Origin of the sequence: Pantoea sp. PSNIH1 (assembly GCF_007680655.1) — a bacterium.
GTDB lineage: Bacteria > Pseudomonadota > Gammaproteobacteria > Enterobacterales > Enterobacteriaceae > Pantoea > Pantoea eucrina.
Genome location: NZ_VEIP01000002.1, coordinates 84,947 through 102,733, shown reverse-complemented (window position 1 = coordinate 102,733; position 17,787 = coordinate 84,947). Strand labels below are relative to the sequence as shown.

At 57.4% G+C, this 17,787-nt stretch carries 15 protein-coding genes; 5 read left to right on the top strand and 10 right to left on the bottom strand.

Annotation, left to right across the window (positions count from 1 at the left end; genetic code table 11):
* Nucleotides 1-144: 144 nt before the first annotated feature.
* From murP to gltP, 3 genes are all read right to left on the bottom strand, one after another.
* Entirely contained in the window at nt 145-1,578 is a 1,434-nt protein-coding gene (gene murP, locus FS690_RS08050; RefSeq protein WP_071668439.1) for a PTS N-acetylmuramic acid transporter subunit IIBC, read from the bottom strand.
* Nucleotides 1,578-2,489, bottom strand: coding sequence for an N-acetylmuramic acid 6-phosphate etherase (gene murQ, locus FS690_RS08045; RefSeq protein ID WP_094111310.1), 912 nt, complete (start codon nt 2,487-2,489; stop codon nt 1,578-1,580). Before murQ ends, murP begins: the two co-directional genes overlap by 1 nt.
* 149 nt (nt 2,490-2,638) lie before the next feature.
* Nucleotides 2,639-3,940 carry a glutamate/aspartate:proton symporter GltP gene (gltP, locus tag FS690_RS08040; RefSeq protein WP_071668440.1) on the bottom strand — a complete coding sequence of 434 codons (1,302 nt, stop codon included), beginning with the start codon at nt 3,938-3,940 and terminating at the stop codon, nt 2,639-2,641.
* A 579-nt stretch (nt 3,941-4,519) separates the two neighbouring features.
* On the opposite strand from gltP, the gene acs reads away from it, so the two are divergent.
* The 3 genes from acs to FS690_RS08025 all read left to right on the top strand — a co-directional run bounded on the left by acs (nt 4,520) and on the right by FS690_RS08025 (nt 8,627).
* The gene (gene acs / locus FS690_RS08035) at nt 4,520-6,475 is read left to right on the top strand and encodes an acetate--CoA ligase (RefSeq protein WP_145339372.1); all 1,956 of its coding nucleotides are present in this window, start codon (nt 4,520-4,522) and stop codon (nt 6,473-6,475) included.
* 173 nt (nt 6,476-6,648) lie between these two features.
* The gene (locus tag FS690_RS08030) at nt 6,649-6,978 is read left to right on the top strand and encodes a DUF485 domain-containing protein (RefSeq protein ID WP_094111309.1); all 330 of its coding nucleotides are present in this window, start codon (nt 6,649-6,651) and stop codon (nt 6,976-6,978) included.
* A complete protein-coding gene (locus FS690_RS08025; RefSeq protein WP_104085609.1) occupies nt 6,975-8,627 on the top strand; it encodes a cation acetate symporter in 1,653 nt (550 codons plus the stop codon). Before FS690_RS08030 ends, FS690_RS08025 begins: the two co-directional genes overlap by 4 nt.
* A 530-nt stretch (nt 8,628-9,157) precedes the next feature.
* Here the strand turns inward: FS690_RS08025 and FS690_RS08020 are convergent.
* The 3 genes from FS690_RS08020 to FS690_RS08010 form a co-directional block, all read right to left on the bottom strand.
* Complete coding sequence (locus FS690_RS08020; RefSeq protein ID WP_039382044.1) at nt 9,158-9,703, bottom strand: YfaZ family outer membrane protein; 546 nt, start codon at nt 9,701-9,703, stop codon at nt 9,158-9,160.
* A gap of 130 nt (nt 9,704-9,833) precedes the next feature.
* Complete coding sequence (locus FS690_RS08015; RefSeq protein ID WP_104085610.1) at nt 9,834-10,529, bottom strand: LrgB family protein; 696 nt, start codon at nt 10,527-10,529, stop codon at nt 9,834-9,836.
* Nucleotides 10,522-10,944 (bottom strand): CidA/LrgA family protein, encoded by a 423-nt coding sequence (locus FS690_RS08010; protein WP_145339370.1) that lies wholly within the window; start codon nt 10,942-10,944, stop codon nt 10,522-10,524. The genes FS690_RS08015 and FS690_RS08010 overlap by 8 nt, the downstream gene beginning before the upstream one ends.
* A 102-nt stretch (nt 10,945-11,046) precedes the next feature.
* Between FS690_RS08010 and FS690_RS08005 the strand changes: the two genes are divergently transcribed.
* The gene (locus tag FS690_RS08005) at nt 11,047-11,949 is read left to right on the top strand and encodes a LysR family transcriptional regulator (protein ID WP_071668445.1); all 903 of its coding nucleotides are present in this window, start codon (nt 11,047-11,049) and stop codon (nt 11,947-11,949) included.
* Between the two features lie 23 nt (nt 11,950-11,972).
* On the opposite strand, the gene FS690_RS08000 is transcribed toward FS690_RS08005, so the two are convergent.
* From FS690_RS08000 to soxR, 4 genes are all read right to left on the bottom strand, one after another.
* Nucleotides 11,973-13,622, bottom strand: a complete 1,650-nt coding sequence (locus FS690_RS08000; RefSeq protein ID WP_039382034.1) for a Na+/H+ antiporter — start codon at nt 13,620-13,622, stop codon at nt 11,973-11,975.
* A 141-nt stretch (nt 13,623-13,763) separates the two neighbouring features.
* Nucleotides 13,764-15,113, bottom strand: coding sequence for an NCS2 family permease (locus FS690_RS07995; RefSeq protein WP_145339368.1), 1,350 nt, complete (start codon nt 15,111-15,113; stop codon nt 13,764-13,766).
* Between the two features lie 883 nt (nt 15,114-15,996).
* Nucleotides 15,997-16,662, bottom strand: a complete 666-nt coding sequence (locus FS690_RS07990) for a glutathione S-transferase family protein (protein ID WP_039385684.1) — start codon at nt 16,660-16,662, stop codon at nt 15,997-15,999.
* A 43-nt stretch (nt 16,663-16,705) separates the two neighbouring features.
* A complete protein-coding gene (gene soxR / locus FS690_RS07985; protein WP_039382028.1) occupies nt 16,706-17,185 on the bottom strand; it encodes a redox-sensitive transcriptional activator SoxR in 480 nt (159 codons plus the stop codon).
* A gap of 96 nt (nt 17,186-17,281) precedes the next feature.
* Here soxR and soxS point away from each other — a divergent pair, with 96 nt between their 5' ends.
* Nucleotides 17,282-17,710: a superoxide response transcriptional regulator SoxS gene (gene soxS / locus FS690_RS07980; protein ID WP_039382026.1), complete on the top strand. Its 429-nt coding sequence runs from the start codon at nt 17,282-17,284 to the stop codon at nt 17,708-17,710.
* Nucleotides 17,711-17,787 lie beyond the last annotated feature (77 nt).

Here is a 17,787-nt window from a genome sequence, read left to right as displayed (position 1 = left end):
AAGAGCAATTTTTATAAATAACTGTATTGAAGGGTAAAAACTGAAAGATGAAAACAGGATTATGCGTTGCGGCTCACACCATTATTTAGCCAGAATGGAGGAAACGGTAAATATTTACGGGCGCAGCAGCGCCCGCAGCGGGCGTTAACCCAAATCGATATTTTTCATGCCCCACCACCAGGTGAAGAGAAACCCGCCCGTCCAGGCGACCAGCAGACCGGCAAGATAGACCGCCATGCCGGCAAAAATGCCCTGTGCTGACGTCATCAGCGGCAGCGTCACCAGGCCGGAGGGGCCAAACACCGTATTCATCCCCACCGGCAGGCCGAGCCAGGCCACCAGACCGATAAAGAAGCCGCCCAGTGCACCCCCGCAGCAGGCGGTGATAAAAGGCTTGAGGCGCGGTAGCGTGACCCCGTAAATCAGCGGTTCCCCCACGCCCAGCAGCCCCGGCACAATAGCTCCTTTGATCTGGCTGCGCAGCAGCGACGCTTTTCCGGCTTTGCACCACAGCGCCAGCGAGGCACCGACCTGCCCCGCTCCCGCCATAGCCAGTATGGGAAACAGCGAATTAAAGCCCTGCGTCTCCATCAGCGCGAAATAGACCGGAATAAAGCCCTGATGGATACCAAACATCACCGCAATTAAAAACAGCCCGGCCAGAATGGCACAGCCAAACGGATTGTTATTGAGGTGAATAAACAGCCACGACATTCCTTTAAACAGCTCCCCCCCCACCGGCATAATGAGCAGAAATGTCACGGCGCCGGTAATAAGCAGCGTCAGCAGCGAGGTGAGGATCATATCCAGGTTATCGGGAATGATTTTACGCAGCTGCTTCTCTGTCCAGGCACCAAATATCGCGGCCAGCAGCACGCCGATAATGTTGCCGCGCGGATCGATCGTCAGCCCGAAAAAGTTCTCCATCCCGCTGTAGTACCCGACGGTGGCTTCCGGGCTGTAGCCAAGCACAAACAGCGAGGCGATAATCGCGCCGTTGACGCCGGTGCCGCCAAACGCTTTCTGCGCGTTATAGCCGATCAGAATGCTGAGAAAGGTAAACAGTCCTTTGCCAAACACTTTCATGTAGGCCACGGTCGCCAGCAGCCACGGGGCGTGCTCACCCGGCTGATTAAGGTGAAACAGCTGCTCGGTCAGGGTGGCAAAACCGAGCAGCAGGCCAGCTCCGATAAATCCCGGAATAAGCGGCGTAAAGATGGTGGCAAAGCAGGCGAGAAAGCGGTGCAGCGCACTGCTCTGTTTCGCTTTTAACTGCTGCTTTTGCGCCTGGGCGATCGCCTGCAGATCCTGCGCCGGAGTGCCGTCATTGAGCAATAGCTGCATCTTTTCCGCCGCGGTTTGCGCCTTGCCCGGCCCCAGAACAATCTGCAGCTGGGCGTCGCTGACAATCACGCCCAGTACGCCCGGCAGCTGTTTCAGCTGCGGGCTATCCGCCAGCGCAGCATTCACCAGCGTCAGGCGCAGGCGGGTCATGCAATTGCCGCACATCGCTACGTTACCCGGCCCGCCCACGGCCCGCAGAATATCGCGCAGCAGCGTTTCAGTGATTGCGGCCATCAGCGTACTCCTGAGTCACGTAATGCGGCGCGGATAAACCCGCGGTTCTGATCCAGCAGCGCGCGCGCCTCCTCCGCCGTCAGGCCCGCCAGCACCATGACGATAGCGGTTTTGCAGTGGCCGCCGCACGCCGTCAGCGCCTGCTGTGCCGTGGCGTCGTCGCATTCGGTGGCCTGCTTAACAATGTTTATCTGACGCTGAACCAGTTTCTGGTTGGTGGCTTCCACATCTACCATCAGGTTGCCATACACCTTGCCGCTGCGGATCATCGCGCCGGTGCTCAGCATATTCAGCACCAGCTTCTGTGCCGTGCCCGCCTTCATGCGCGACGATCCGGTGACGATCTCCGGCCCCACAACCGGCGTCAGCGCGACATCAGCCGCCTGCGCCATCGCGCTGTCGGGATTGCAGGTCAGCGCGGCGGTAAACGCGCCCTGTTCGCGTGCGTAAGCGAGCGCGCCCAGCACATAGGGGGTGCGGCCGCTGGCCGCAATTCCGACCAGCACGTCCCGGGGGCTGAAACCGATATCCGCCAGATCCTGTGCGCCCTGTCCGGCGTTATCTTCCGCGTTCTCAACCGCCTGCAGGATCGCCGTATGCCCGCCGGCAATCAGCCCCACCACCTGACCGCGCGGCGTACCAAAAGTAGGCGGGCACTCACTGGCATCCAGGATACCGAGCCGGCCGGAGGTACCGGCGCCGCAGTAAATTAGTCGCCCGCCCTGGCTAAAGGCGTGCGCAATCGCCTCCGTAACCTGTGCGATCTGCGGCACAATCGCCTCTACCGCCAGCGCCACTTTTTTATCTTCGTCATTAATGACGCGCAGCATCGCTTCCGTGCTGAGCTCGTCAATATTCTGGCTGGCCGGATTGCGGCTCTCGGTGATCATCTTGTTGAGATCAAGGGTCATAATACGCTCCTGCAAATGAATAATTTATTCTGAAAAACTTATATCACAAAGAATTGTTAATTCATGTGCAGCGGCGCAGAATTTTTTTATTTTTACTGCAGGCATAAAAAAACCCGCCAGCGGCGGGTTTTGTTCTGCTTAGTAGCAGATCAGGTGGCGCTTTGCATACGCAGCTGCAGCTCGTAGGCGGCGGCCTGCTTAGCATCAAACTGATTTTCCCAGCGTGCAATGACCAGCACAGCGAGCGCATTTCCCACCACGTTCAGCGCCGTACGCGCCATATCCATGATGCGGTCAACGCCTGCGATAAACGCCAGCCCTTCAAGCGGGATCCCCACACTGCCCAGCGTCGCCAGCAGCACCACGAAGGAGACGCCCGGAACACCGGCAATCCCTTTTGAGGTTACCATCAGCGTCAGCACCAGGATGATCTCATCGGTCAGCGACAGGTCAATGCCGTAAAGCTGGGCAATAAAGATGGCGGCAATACTCTGATAGAGCGTAGAGCCATCCAGGTTGAAGGAGTAGCCGGTAGGCACCACAAAGCTGGTGATCGCTTTCGGCGCACCATACGCCTCCATCTTCTGCATAATGCGCGGCAGCACCGTCTCTGAACTGGAGGTAGAGTAAGCCAGAATCAGCTCATCCTTCAGAATACGCATCAGGGTCGTAATACGCAGCTTGCAGAAGCGCGCGACCGCACCGAGCACGACAAAGGCGAAAAACAGGATGGCGGCATAAACCAGCAGTACCAGTTTCGCCAGCGGGTAGAGCGATGCAAAACCGAAGTTCGCAATGGTCACCGCAATCAGTGCAAATACGCCCACCGGCGCATACCGCATGATCATATGAGTCACTTTGAACATGGTTTCTGATACCGAGCGGAACAGGCCGACCAGCGGATCGCGATGTTCCGACGGCAGCGCCGACAGACCCAGGCCAAACAGCACTGAGAAGAAAATAATCGGCAACATATCGCCTTTGACCAGCGAGGCGAAGATGTTCTGCGGGATCAGTGACAGGATGGTACTGACCAGGCCATGAGGAGCGCCCTGAACCGCTTCGGTGGTAGCTTCATATTTAGAGATGTCCACCGTTGCCAGCGTTGACATATCAATGCCGCTGCCGGGTTGGAATACGTTAGCCAGCGTGATGCCGACCACAATGGCAATGGTGGTGATCACTTCAAAATAGATAATGGTTTTCACCCCGATACGCCCGAGTTTTTTCGCGTCCCCGACGCCGGCAATGCCAACAATCAGCGAGGAAATAACAATCGGCACCACAATCATCTTGATCAGATGAATGAAGATATCACCGGCAGGAGTAAGAATATTGGTGATTAACCATTCACGATCGTCTGGCTGATTATGCAGCACGGTTCCTGCGATAATGCCGAGGATCAGGGCAATCAGGATCTGCCAGGCGAGGGTGAGTTTAAAACCTTTCATAACGCGTTATTTCCTCAGTTAAAACCCCTTTGCTCTGCTGCGAAGGTGCAGGAGATGGTACACACAGGGAAGTGAGCAAAAGCCCGATAAAATAGAGGGTTATAATGGGCTGTATTCCGCTTTGTTCTGCCGGCGGTTTGCGCCAGCGCAAGGATACAGCCTGAGTTGATACCTGCTGAACAGCGGCCAGATAAGTACCATTTTCACTACGGTAAATGCAACCCCCGGCGCGATAGCTTAAATCGTGCGCAGCTCAGTAGCATAAAATGCTGCTGTTATCCTGTGGCTATAACCCGCTGTTATGAAAAGCGTTAATTCGATAATTTTCCGCATAGCTATTCAGATCTGACGATTTTATCGCCCGGCGCGTTTGCTTAACATTTAATCACAAAACCCTCTGTTGCCTGCTGACAGCCGCTTTCAGCACGCTGCTTTTTTGCCGCAAAAAGCGCCGTTTTTGCGCGCTTTAGCGCATGCCGGCAGGCCGTGATCCAGACTGCAAAACCGAAACAAAGCCCCTGTCCCCTCTTCAATTAACCTTTGATTGACATATGATTAACATCTTCAAGGAGGTCAGCCATGAGCCAAATTCACAAGCATCCTGTACCCGCTGCCATCGCAGCGAACGCCCTGATTAATGCCGACGAGTATGCGGCGCGCTATCAGCAGTCCGTGGACGATCCTGAAGCCTTCTGGGGTGAGCAGGGAAAGATTCTCGACTGGATCACGCCTTACAGCACGGTGAAAAATACCTCGTTTGCGCCGGGCAATATCTCTATTCGCTGGTATGAAGATGGCACGCTGAATCTTGCGGCTAACTGCCTGGATCGCCATCTGGCGACGCGGGGCGATCGCCCGGCCATTATCTGGGAAGGGGATGACGCCAGTGAAAGTAAAACGCTGACTTTCCGGGAGCTGCACGCTGACGTCTGCCGCATGGCAAATGTATTAACGCAGCTTGAGATTAAAAAAGGCGACGTGGTGGCCATTTATATGCCGATGGTGCCGGAGGCCGCTGTCGCCATGCTGGCCTGCGCGCGTATTGGTGCCGTGCATTCAGTGATTTTTGGCGGCTTTTCGCCGGAAGCCGTGGCGGGACGCGTGGTCGACAGCAACGCGAAGCTGGTGATCACGGCGGATGAGGGTATCCGCGCCGGACGTGCCATTCCGCTGAAAAAGAATGTTGATGACGCGCTGGCAAATCCGCTGGTGACCAGCGTGAAGCAGGTGATCGTATTTAAGCGCACCGGAAAAACCACGGAGTGGCATGAGGGACGCGATCTCTGGTGGCACGATCTGGTCAGCCAGGCCAGCGCAGAGCACGAAGCGGTGGCGGTTGAAGCGGAACACCCGCTGTTTATTCTGTACACCTCCGGTTCGACCGGCAAGCCAAAAGGCGTATTGCATACCACCGGCGGCTATCTGGTCTATGCGGCCAGCACCTTTAAATATGTCTTTGATTACCATGACGACGACGTTTACTGGTGCACCGCAGACGTCGGCTGGATCACCGGTCACAGCTATCTGCTCTACGGGCCGCTGGCCTGTGGCGCAACCACGCTGATGTTTGAAGGGGTGCCCAACTGGCCGAAGCCGAGCCGGATGGCGGAAGTCGTCGACAAGCATAACGTTACCCTGCTCTACACGGCGCCCACCGCGATTCGCGCGCTGATGGCGGAAGGCGATCGGGCGATTGAAGGCACCCGGCGCAGCAGCCTGCGCATCATGGGCTCCGTGGGTGAACCGATCAATCCGGAAGCCTGGGAGTGGTATTACAAAAAGATTGGCGACAGCCGCTGCCCCATCGTCGATACCTGGTGGCAGACTGAAACCGGCGGCTTTATGATCACGCCGCTGCCGGGCGCAACCGAGCTGAAAGCGGGCTCGGCCACCAAACCCTTCTTTGGCGTACAGCCGGCGCTGGTGGACAACGAAGGCAATCAGCTTGAGGGCGCAACCGAGGGTAACCTGGTTATTAATGACTCCTGGCCTGGTCAGGCGCGCACGCTGTTTGGCGATCATGAACGCTTTGAACAGACCTACTTCTCCACGTTTAAGCATCGCTACTTCAGCGGTGACGGCGCGCGGCGCGATGAAGATGGCTACTACTGGATCACCGGACGCGTGGATGATGTCCTGAACGTTTCCGGACATCGTCTGGGCACGGCAGAGATTGAGTCCGCGCTGGTTTCACATCCGAAAATTGCTGAAGCGGCCGTGGTCGGTATTCCGCACAGCATTAAAGGGCAGGCCATTTACGCCTATATCACCCTGAATCAGGGCGAAGAGCCGTCAGCGGAGCTGTATACGGAAGTGCGCAACTGGGTACGCAAAGAGATCGGCCCTATCGCCACGCCGGACGTGCTGCACTGGACCGACTCGCTGCCGAAAACCCGCTCCGGTAAAATTATGCGGCGTATTCTGCGCAAAATTGCAGCGGGCGATACCAGCAACTTTGGCGATACCTCTACGCTGGCCGATCCAGGTGTAGTAGAGAAATTACTGGAGGAGAAGCAGTCGATCGCCATGCCGTAATCGTTGCCCTTATCAGCGGAGAGCATCAGCCTGTCCCCGGCAGGCTTCTCTCCGTTAGTTCACCTTACGCCGTATGCTGTTCACCATCGCACAACCCTGATAACCAGAATATTCAATCCGTTAAATCACATTAATGTGAGATTTCCGTCTGCTTTGCCTCTGGAGAAACTGTGATGAATGACACCCTGAATCAACAGGAAGCCGTCTGGCAACAAATAGAAAATAACCCCCGTTTTCAGGAGCTGGTCCATAAGCGCCAGTCTTTTGCGCTGCTGCTGAGCATTATTATGCTGGTCCTGTATGTCGGGTTTATCCTGCTGATCGCGTTTGCGCCCGGCTGGCTCGGCACGCCGCTGCATGCCGGTACCAATGTGACGCGCGGTATTCCGATTGGCGTGGGCCTGATTGTGGTCTCTTTTCTGCTTACCGGCGTCTATGTCTGGCGCGCAAATGGCGAGTTTGATCGCCTGACTAAACAGATCGTCAGCGAGGTAAAATCATGAAGCGCGCGCTCCCGATTCTGCTGGCGCTGGCGCCAGCGGGCGTACTGGCGGCCGATGCGCTGACCGGCGACGTCCAGCAGCAGGCGACCAACTATGAAGCGATAATCATGTTTGTGGTGTTTGTCGCGTTCACGCTGGGTATTACCTGGTGGGCATCAAAGCGCACCCGCTCACGCAGCGACTACTACACCGCAGGCGGCAATATTACCGGCTTCCAGAATGGCCTGGCGATGGCGGGCGATTTTATGTCCGCCGCCTCATTTCTCGGTATTTCGGCGCTGGTCTATACCTCGGGCTATGACGGGCTGATCTATTCGCTCGGCTTTCTGGTCGGCTGGCCGATGATCCTGTTTCTGATCGCTGAGCGGCTGCGCAATCTCGGACGCTATACCTTTGCCGATGTGGCCTCCTACCGGCTGCAGCAGAAGCCGATCCGCACCCTCTCTGCCTGCGGTTCGCTGGTGGTGGTTGCGCTCTATCTGATTGCGCAGATGGTGGGGGCCGGCAAGCTTATCCAGCTGCTGTTCGGCCTTGATTATCATATCGCCGTGGTACTGGTTGGCATTCTGATGGTGCTCTATGTTCTGTTCGGCGGCATGCTCGCGACCACCTGGGTGCAGATCATCAAAGCGGTGCTGCTGCTGTTTGGTGCCAGCTTCATGGCGATTATGGTAATGAAAGCTACCGGTTTCAGCTTTAACGCGCTGTTTACGGAGGCGATGGCGGTCCATCCTAAAGGCGCGGCGATTATGCAGCCCGGCGGACTGGTGAAAGATCCTATCTCCGCCCTGTCGCTGGGGCTGGGGCTGATGTTTGGTACAGCGGGACTGCCACACATTCTGATGCGCTTCTTTACCGTGGCGGATGCGCGCGAGGCGCGTAAAAGCGTGTTCTGGGCCACCGGCTTTATGGGTTACTTCTATTTCCTGACCTTTATTATCGGCTTTGGTGCGATTCTGCTGGTGGGTGCAAACCCGCTGTTTAAAGACGCCAGCGGCGCCCTGATTGGCGGCACCAATATGGCAGCGGTGCATCTATCGAATGCGGTAGGCGGCAGCCTGTTCCTCGGCTTTATCTCGGCGGTAGCTTTCGCCACGATTCTGGCCGTTGTCGCCGGGCTGACGCTGGCGGGCGCGTCGGCAGTGTCGCACGATCTCTACGCCAGCGTGATCCGCAAAGGTCAGGCAACGGAGCGTGAAGAGCTGCGCGTCTCTAAAATTACCGTGCTGGTGCTGGGTGTGGTTGCCATTGCGCTGGGGATCCTGTTTGAGAAGCAGAACATCGCCTTTATGGTCGGTCTGGCCTTCTCTATTGCAGCCAGCTGCAATTTCCCGATTATTTTGCTCTCCATGTACTGGTCGAAGCTCACCACACGCGGCGCGATGGTGGGCGGCTGGCTGGGACTGCTGACGGCGGTGGTGCTGATGATTCTGGGCCCTACCGTCTGGGTTCAGGTGCTGGGTCACGCTACCCCGGTCTATCCTTACGAGTACCCGGCGCTGTTCTCCATGCTGGTCGCTTTTGTCTGCACCTGGTTCTTTTCTATCACCGATCACTCCGCTCAGGGTGCACAGGAGCGTGCACGGTTCCGCGGACAGTTTATTCGTTCGCAAACCGGTATCGGTATTTCACAGGGGAAATCGCACTGATCGCAGCCGCACCGGGTTCGACACGGTCGCCATAAATGGCGTCATCGGATCCGGTGCGGGAATTGACCAGGGCGCCATTAATGCGCCCCCTGGTTTATTGCGTGCACCGCATCAACCGCCATAAATCGCGCTATTCAGTCACGTGCGGGAATTAACACGGGCGCCATTAATGGCGCCCCTACGGGATGACGTAGGGGGCGCATTTATGCGCCCCTGGTTTATTGCGCGCGCGATATCAACCGCCATAAATCGCGCTATTCAATCACGGGCGGACATCACCCCCGTAGGGGCGCCATTAATGGCGCCCCTACGGGGGTGATGTGGGGGGCGCATTTATGCGCCCCTGGTTTATTACGCGCACCGCATCGACCGCCATAAATCGCGTCATTCAGTCACGGGCGGGAATCGGCCAGGGCGTCATTAATGATGTCATCGGAACCGGGGCGGATATCAACCAGGGCGCCATTAATGGCGCCCCTGCGAGGTGATGTAGGGGGCGCATTTATGCGCCCCTGGTTTGCAGCGGCAGATCAGAAGCGGAGTGAGGCACCTACGTATGGGCCATCTACCAGCACGTTATCTTTGCGGCTGCCTTTATTGTTCAGCTCGATATACTGGTAGCCCACGCGCAGGTTCAGCAGTGAAACTGGCGTAAAGCTCAGGCCGCCTGACGCTTCCTGATAGCTGTCCAGACGATCGGAAAACGCCTCTGGCGCATAGTAATATTCACCATACAGGCCCCACATGCTGTTGAAGCTGTACTGTGCACCTGCACCCACGGCGATGGTGAAGCCATCACGGCCATCTTCCGGGTGCGTAAACAGCGCTTTTGCCGTCGGCGCGACGCGCAGATCGCCAACATCGATGTTATAGCCCAGACCTGCACCGTAGGTGCTGCCGTCATGGTCGCTGCGCAGCCAGTTACCTTTCAGAAACAGACCCGGAGAGGTAGTACCGAGGCCAAGGTTCAGGTTGGTGCTGTGCTCACCCACGTCAACACTGCCCTCAATCGCCTGTACGCTACCGCTCAGCAGTGCAAGGCCCAAAACGCTTCCGGTAACAAGTTGCTTGATCATGCTAATCCACTCCATGAAGTAAAAAATAAGTCGGCGCAAAGAGTAGTTAGCATAGTCGTCAGACACAACTTTTATTGGAAACCTTTACGTAAAATTAAATTACAATGGGAACGATTTATCGATAAACGTGTCATGCCTGCCACAACAGATGGCTCAGAAGCGGCGCCAGCAGAACCGTGACGACGCCCGAAAGCATCATCACCAGGCTGGATACCACCCCCTCCTGCTGACCAATCTGATAGGCGCGCGCAGTTCCGGCACCGTGAGAGGCCGCACCCAGCCCGGCGCCTTTCGCCACCCCCTGTTTTATCGCGATGCGCAGAAAAAGAATATCCCCTGCCGCCATGCCAAACACGCCTGTGATCACCACAAACAGCGCGACCAGATCGGGCTGTCCGCCCATCGGACCGGCGGCGGCCAGCGCAAATGGCGTGGTGATTGAACGCACGGCCAGACTACGCTGAATACTCTCCGGCAGCGCCAGTAATCGCGCCAGCCAGACTGAGCTACACACGGCAACCGTGGTAGCGCACAGAACCCCCGCACTCAGCGACAGCCAGTGACGCCGGATGAGCGCCATGTTTTCATACACCGGCACGGCAAACGCCAGCGTGGCGGGTCCCAGCAGCCAGAGCAGCCAGTGACTCTCCGCAATATAGTTTTGCCAGCTGACATGCGTAATCAGCAGCAGCCCGACCAGTATCAGCGGCGTCAGCACCAGCGGCATCAGCATCAGCCGCCGCCAGCGCCGGTAGAGACGCTTGTTGAGGTAATAGACCAGCAGGGTGAGTGCCAGACAGAGCAGACTGATGATGGCGTTACTCATGGATATCCTGCCTGCGTGCCGCACGCGCCATTTCAAACCGGTAGAGGCGATCAACCACCAGCGATGTGGCCGCCAGCACCAGCAGCGTGCTGATCGCAATCACGATAAAAATACGCCATCCCTCACTGCGCAGCAGATCGCTGTAATTGACCACCGCCACCACCGCCGGAATAAAAAACAGCAGCATTTCAGCCAGCAGCCAGTTTGCCCCGGCCCGGACCCAGCCCAGCGGCAATACGCGCAAAACAATCAATAACAGCAGCATAACCATGCCGAGTACATTTGCCGGTAGCGGCAGGTGCAGCCAGCGCACCAGAAGATCGCAGACGCTGAATAGCCCGATATAAAGCAGCAGCTGCAGCGGCAGTATCAGATGTTGTAACAGACGGGGGCGCGGATTAATGGCGGCAACCATGGCGATCTCCGGTAAGGAATGTGAGAAACGCAGTATAAATCTGCCGCTAACCGTGAAAGAAATGAATTAAAATCATCCGGACTATGCCATTAAGGAATGATCATGGATATACGTGCCCTGCGCTACTTTGTCGCCGTAGTACAGCAGCAGAGCTTTACCCGTGCAGCAGAGCAGCTTTATGTTACGCAGCCCACCATCAGCAAAATGGTGCGCCAGCTGGAAGAGGAGCTGGGGTGCGCGCTGCTGCGGCGGGAGGGACGCCGTCTGCATCTCACCGACAGCGGTCAGGCGGTCTACCAGCGCGGTCTCGCGATCCTGCAGGAGTTTCATCAGTTGGAGGCGCAGATTGGTGATATCAATCAGCTGAAAACCGGTGAGCTGCGCCTGGGTATTCCGCCGATGGTGGGCATGCAGATTGCCGGCTCAATTTCAGCATTTCAGCGCCGCTATCCCGGCGTGCAGCTGCATATTGCAGAATCAGGCGGGCTGACCGCACAGCAGGCGGTGCTGAGCGGCGCGCTGGATATTGCGCTTACCGCCCTGCCGGTTGAGCCCGATTTACCGCTTAACACGCTGGAGCTGATGCGCCATCCGCTCTGCGTGCTGGTGTCGCGCAGCGCGGCCTGGCACGCCCGCCCGCATCTGACGTTGACAGAACTGGCGCAGCATCCGCTGCTGATCCTGAATGAAGAGTTTGCCCTTAACCGCCAGCTGATGCAGGCATTTCAGCGTGAAGGCGTAACGCCTCAGATTGCGCTGCGCAGCGGTCAGTGGGATTTTCTGGCTGCGATGGTGCAGGCGGGGATGGGCGTAGCCGTACTGCCGGAACCTATCTGTCAGCGGCTGGATCCGCAGTCGCTGGCGTGGCTGCCGCTGGCATCTGCGCTGGAGTGGCGTATCGGGTTGATCTGGCGTGAAGGGAGCTATCTGTCGCGCAGTGCGGAAGCCTGGATCAGCTGCTGTCGCACACACTGGCCGGATGATGCGCCGCGTCTGCAGGTGTGAGACGCGGCGGCATGCAAAGGAGGTTACTCCTCTTTCTCGATCAGTAGCGCTTCCAGCAGATCGAGATCGCGCAGCAGGCGCTGCATCGTTTCATTGGAAATCTGCTGCGTTGCGCGCAGGTGATACACTTCAGCACGTTCGGCGCGCAGCGCGGTCAGACGGAAACGACGCTCCAGGTTCTCAGCAAACAGCGCCTGATCCACGTCATCCTTGCCATCCACGCGGCGGCGCAGGTTGCCAATCACCCGCAGGCTGACCTCTTTAAGCAGCTCCGGATCGATATTCTCTTCGGTATCACTCTCCAGCCGCTGCTCCATCTTATGCAGGCTTTCAATCGCCACACCCGCCATCGCGGCTCGCGCATGCTGCAGTTCATGACGGTGGCCTGCTTTATCATGGCTGTCGATACCGCGCAGCAGGAGAGGCAGCAGGATAACGCCAACAAACAGCGAGAAGAGGATCACGCCGGTGGCGATGAATACCAGTTCATAACGCGCCGGGAAGGGCTCGCCATTACTGAGAAACAGCGGAATAGAGAGCACGCCCGCCAGCGTAATCGCACCGCGTACGCCCGCAAAAGAGGCAATCAGCAGCTCGCGCAGCGAGTAGTTTGAGAATTCCAGCGGTTTTTTCTTCAGCAGGCGCATGCTGGCGCGCTTCATGATCCAGAGCCAGCCAAAACGCACAATCATCAGCGCCGCATACACCAGCGCGACATCGGTAAACAGCATCCACAGCTCGACGTTGGGATCGGCATTCGCCTGCTCAACGGACGTCGCAAGGATATCCGGCAGCTGCAGGCCGAGCATCAGGAACACCATGCCGTTGAACACAAACTCCAGCATCTGCCAGACGCTGTTTGCACGCAGGCGCATCGCCAGCGGCGCCTGACGGATGATGCCGGAGCGCGTGATGGTCATCCCGGCCGCGACGGCGGCAAGGATACCGGAGACGCCGAGATGTTCAGCAATCAGGTAGGAGGCAAACGGCAGCAGCAGCAGCAGCACGGTCTGCGTCGCCGGATCGTCTCCGCTCCAGCGGCTCAGCAGGCGCAGCGAGCGGCCATAGAGCCAGCAAACGGCCACGCCGGCAATCAGTCCGCCAATGGCCACTTTAAGAAACTCCACGCTGGCGCCGCCCCAGGTAAAGACCATGGTGCCCATCGCCACGGCGACCGCAAATTTCAGCGATACCAGGCCAGAGGCGTCGTTCATCAGCGCCTCACCCTGCACAATCGACATGATTTTCTTTGGGATGCGCCCTTCGCCAACGATACCCGACAGCGCCACGGCGTCGGTCGGTGACAGCACGGCTGCCAGTGCAAAAGCCGGGATCAGCGGAATACCCGGCACCAGCCAGTAGATCAGGTAGCCGATACCGACCACGGTGATGAGCACCAGTACCAGCGCCAGCCCGAGGATCTCGCGACCGTGGCTCAGAAACTCATTGATAGGCGTCTTCCAGCCGTCAGCAAACAGCAGCGGCGGGATAAACAGCACCAGAAAGAGTTCCGGATCGAAATCGACATGCAGGCCAAACGTGGGCCAGGCAAGTAAGGCACCCGCTGCGATCTGCACCAGCGGCAGCGGAATTTGAAACGGCAGGATTCTTGCCGCGACGCCGGAGAGTGACACCACCAGCGTCATAATGAGAATAGTAAAAAAGATTTCCATGCTTTCCTTAGGCGAATCGAAATGGTTAAAAGCGAGGGTGGTTACGCTAAAAAGTGTAAAACAAAACGCCGCACATAGGGGGACCCGATGTGCGGCGCTGGCAAAGTCAGGGGATTATCTGAAAATTACTGGAACCTGTGGTCAGATAGCCCAGCCTGCCGCATAAAAGGTGACCAGTGCAACAGCGATCGCTACCGTCCCCACGTTGAGTTTGCGCCACTCCCCGGCAAACAGACGGCCAATCACCAGCGAGGCGAAGCCCAGCATAATGCCGGTCACGATGTTACAGGTCAGCACAATAAACACCGCGGTCAGCAGGCCTGACATGGCATCTACAAAATCGCTGAAATCAATTTTTGCCACGTTGCTCAGCATCAGTAGCCCGACATACATCAGCGCCGGCGCGGTCGCATAGGCCGGCACCAGACCGGCAAGCGGCGACATGAACAGCATCAGCAGAAACAGTACGCCCACGACGATAGCGGTTAAGCCGGTTTTGCCACCCGCTGCCGTACCGGCTGCTGATTCAATATAGACTGCTGCCGGAGACGCACCGACCAGGCCGGCAAACAGGCTGCTGAGGGAGTCGCTGGTCAGCGCCCGGCCGCCATTGAGGATCTGCCCTTCTTTATCCAGCAGATTGGCCTGCCCGGCAACCGCACGAATGGTGCCGGTCGCATCGAATACCGCTGTCATAACCAGCGCCAGAACGCTGGGCTGTACGGCTGGCTGCAGCGCGCCTGCGATATCCAGACTGAACATCGCTGACTGACCGCTGGCATCCTTCAGGCTTGGCATCGCAAACAGCCCCTGCCAGGTCACCGCCGGATCAAACACAAGCCCAATTAGTGAGATAGCCAGTATAGTCAGCAGGATGCCGCCAGGTATGCGGCGTTTTTCCAGGCCAAAGATTGCCGCCAGACCCACCAGCGACATGATGACCGGAAACGCGGTAAAATCGCCCAGCGCCACCGGCAAGCCTGCGGCCGGGTTTTTTACCACCAGGCCAATACCGTCTGCTGCAATCAGCAGTAAAAACAGGCCGATACCAACCCCGGTACCGTGCGCCACGCCCATCGGCAGATTGCGTAAGATCCAGGCGCGGATACCGGTTACCGAGATAAACGTAAACAGTAATCCCATCAGGAATACGGCGCCCAGCGCGACCGGTACGCTGATGTGCTGCCCAAGTACCAGGCTGAATGCAGTGAAGGCGGTCAGCGAGATAGCACAGCCGATAGCCAGCGGCAGATTGGCCCAGAGTCCCATCAGCAGGGAGCCAAACCCGGCGACCAGGCAGGTGGCAACAAATACCGCCGTAGGGGAAAAGCCCGCTTTACCAAGCATGCCCGGTACCACAATAACCGAGTAGACCATGGCCAAAAAGGTGGTAAGCCCCGCCAGCACTTCCTGCCGCACGTTGCTGCCGCGTGCTGAAATGTGGAACCAGGCGTCCAGTTTTCCACTGGCCGGGCGTGAGTCGCCAGACATAATTATTCCTCTGCATATTTTAGATGTAAGTCGCCGCACAGCTGCCGCTTACGCATCACCCTGGTGGGGATTTCTCAAAGAGAAAAGAGGCGCAAACGATTACGCAGCTATGTACTTCCCGTCAAAGAGGGGGAGATAAAATGGCAGGCGATTATCTGGCGTTTGGGGTAACGTTTTCAACTGTTAATCGTCACCGGACTGGAGAAAGCACGCCTGCGGTGACGGCGGACCAATTCGGGGCGCATTAATGCGCCCCCTACGATTACCGGATTCCGGGCCGCAACGGTTTTGTAGGGGCGCCATTAATGGCGCCCTGATCCGCGTGGTTATTCGATCCGGGGCGCATTAATGCGCCCCCTACGGTTATCGGATTCCGGGCCGCATACGGTTTGTGTAGGGGCGCCATTAATGGCGCCCTGATCCGCGTGGTTATTCGATCCGGGGCGCATTAATGCGCCCCCTACGGCGGCATCGTCGCCCTGGCCCGCGCGGTTATCGGATTCGGGCCGCATGCGGTTTTGTAGGGGCGCCATTAATGGCGCCCTGGCCCGCGCGGTTATTCGATCCGGGGCGCATTAATGCGCCCCCTACGATTACCGGATTCCGGGCCGCATACGGTTTTTGTAGGGGCGCCATTAATGGCGCCCTGGTTCGCGCGGTTATTCGATCCGGGGCGCATTAATGCGCCCCCTACGGTTATCGGATTCCGGGCCGCAACGGTTTTGTAGGGGCGCCATTAATGGCGCCCTGGCCCGCGGTGGTTATTCGATCCGGGGCGCATTAATGCGCCCCCTACGGTTATCGGATTCCGGGCCGCAGGCGGTTTTTGTAGGGGCGCCATTAATGGCGCCCTGGCCCACCATTACCGGATTCCGGGCCGGCGTCAGTCGCTGAATTTAATCGGGCCGCCCTGCTTCAGCGCCCGCTGCCAGGCGGCGCGCTGCTGCATCTCTTCCAGCCAGCGGGTGGTGGCAGGCAGATCGTGCAGGCCGCCACGCATCTGAAGCGCCAGCAGCGGAAAACTCATCTGAACATCAGCGATGCTGAAACGCGAACCGGCAAAAAACGCATGCTGACTTAAATGCTGTTCAATCACGCGGGTATGCAACGCCAGCTGCTTATTCAGCCAGGCTTTCTCCATTCCTTTACGCATGGCGCCACCGATCGGGCGCAGCAGCCAGGGAACCGGTTTTTTGCTTAGCTGCGCAAAAACCAGCTTGATGATCAGCAGCGGCATCAGCGATCCCTCGGCATAATGCAGCCAGTAGCGTCCCTGAATCTGTTCATCTTCATTGCTCAGCGTCAGCTGCTGCTCGCTGTCATACTTCAGCTGCAGATACTCCAGAATGGCGCCGGATTCAGCAATAACGCGGTTGCCATCGGTTATTACCGGTGATTTCCCCAGCGGATGCACCTTTTTCAGCTCATCGGGTGCCAGCATCGTATTTTCCCGCTGATAACGTTTGATCTGATACGGCACCGCCAGCTCTTCCAGCAGCCATAACACACGATGCGAACGGGAGTTTTCCAGATGATGAACGGTGATCATGTACAGCTCCTTGCTGATAAAGGTATCGCACCAGTATAGCGGATTAACGCCCCTGCTCATCCTGCTCCGGGTCAAGCAGCACGGCGCCTGAACCCTGCTGCGCCAGCCGGTCGCCGGGGTTGCGTAACGGACAGTCGCGCATCGACAAACAGCCACAGCCAATACATCCGTCCAGATCGTTCCGCAGCCGCGTCAGCGTCTCAATGCGTTTATCCAGCTCCTCACGCCAGTGCTGCGTCAGTGCATCCCACTCCTGCGTCGACATCCGTTTATTCGCCGGGACATGCATCAGGCTCTCACTCACCGTCGCCAGCGGAATACCGATACGCTGCGCAATTTTAATAATCGCCACGCGGCGCAGTACATCACGGCTGTAGCGTCGCTGATTGCCATTATTACGGGTGCTGGAGATCAATCCTTTGGTTTCATAAAAGTGCAGTGCCGAGACCGCTACGCCGCTACGTTTTGCCACTTCTCCTGGCGTCAGCACCGGCTTTGGATAGTTACGCTCTTTTTTTACCATCAGCCTTTACCTCAAGTTAACTTGAGGAACTATACTCGCTCACCATCAAAAGTACGAATTTCTCACCGGGTAATACCCCTTCAGAAGGATGAGGCTATGATGCAACAGGAAATCATTCATTCACTGACTAACTGGATCGATCAGAATCTGGATAAAGCACTGTCGATTGATGATGTGGCAGCAAAATCGGGTTACTCAAAATGGCACCTGCAGCGTATGTTCCGTACCGTGACGAAACAGACGCTGGGTGGCTATATTCGTGAACGGCGTCTGACGATGGCGGCAGAAGCGCTGCTGCAGACGCAGCGACCGGTTTTTGATATCGCTATGCAGTATGGTTACGATTCGCAGCAAACCTTTTCGCGCGTGTTCCGCCGGCAGTTTTCGCAGACGCCTACGGCCTATCGTCACGCCATGCGTCGTCAGGCGATTGCGCAACGGCCTCGCCTGCTTAGCTTTGACTGCAGCGACAATATGAACAGCTTCGCCCAGCGCACCACCGGTGAATGCTGCCCTGTCCGGTAATCAGCGCGCCTGCTTCAGGCGCTCTCTTCCAGCTTTAGCCGCGCGTCCCAGCCCGCCTTCGCGGGTACAAAATTTGT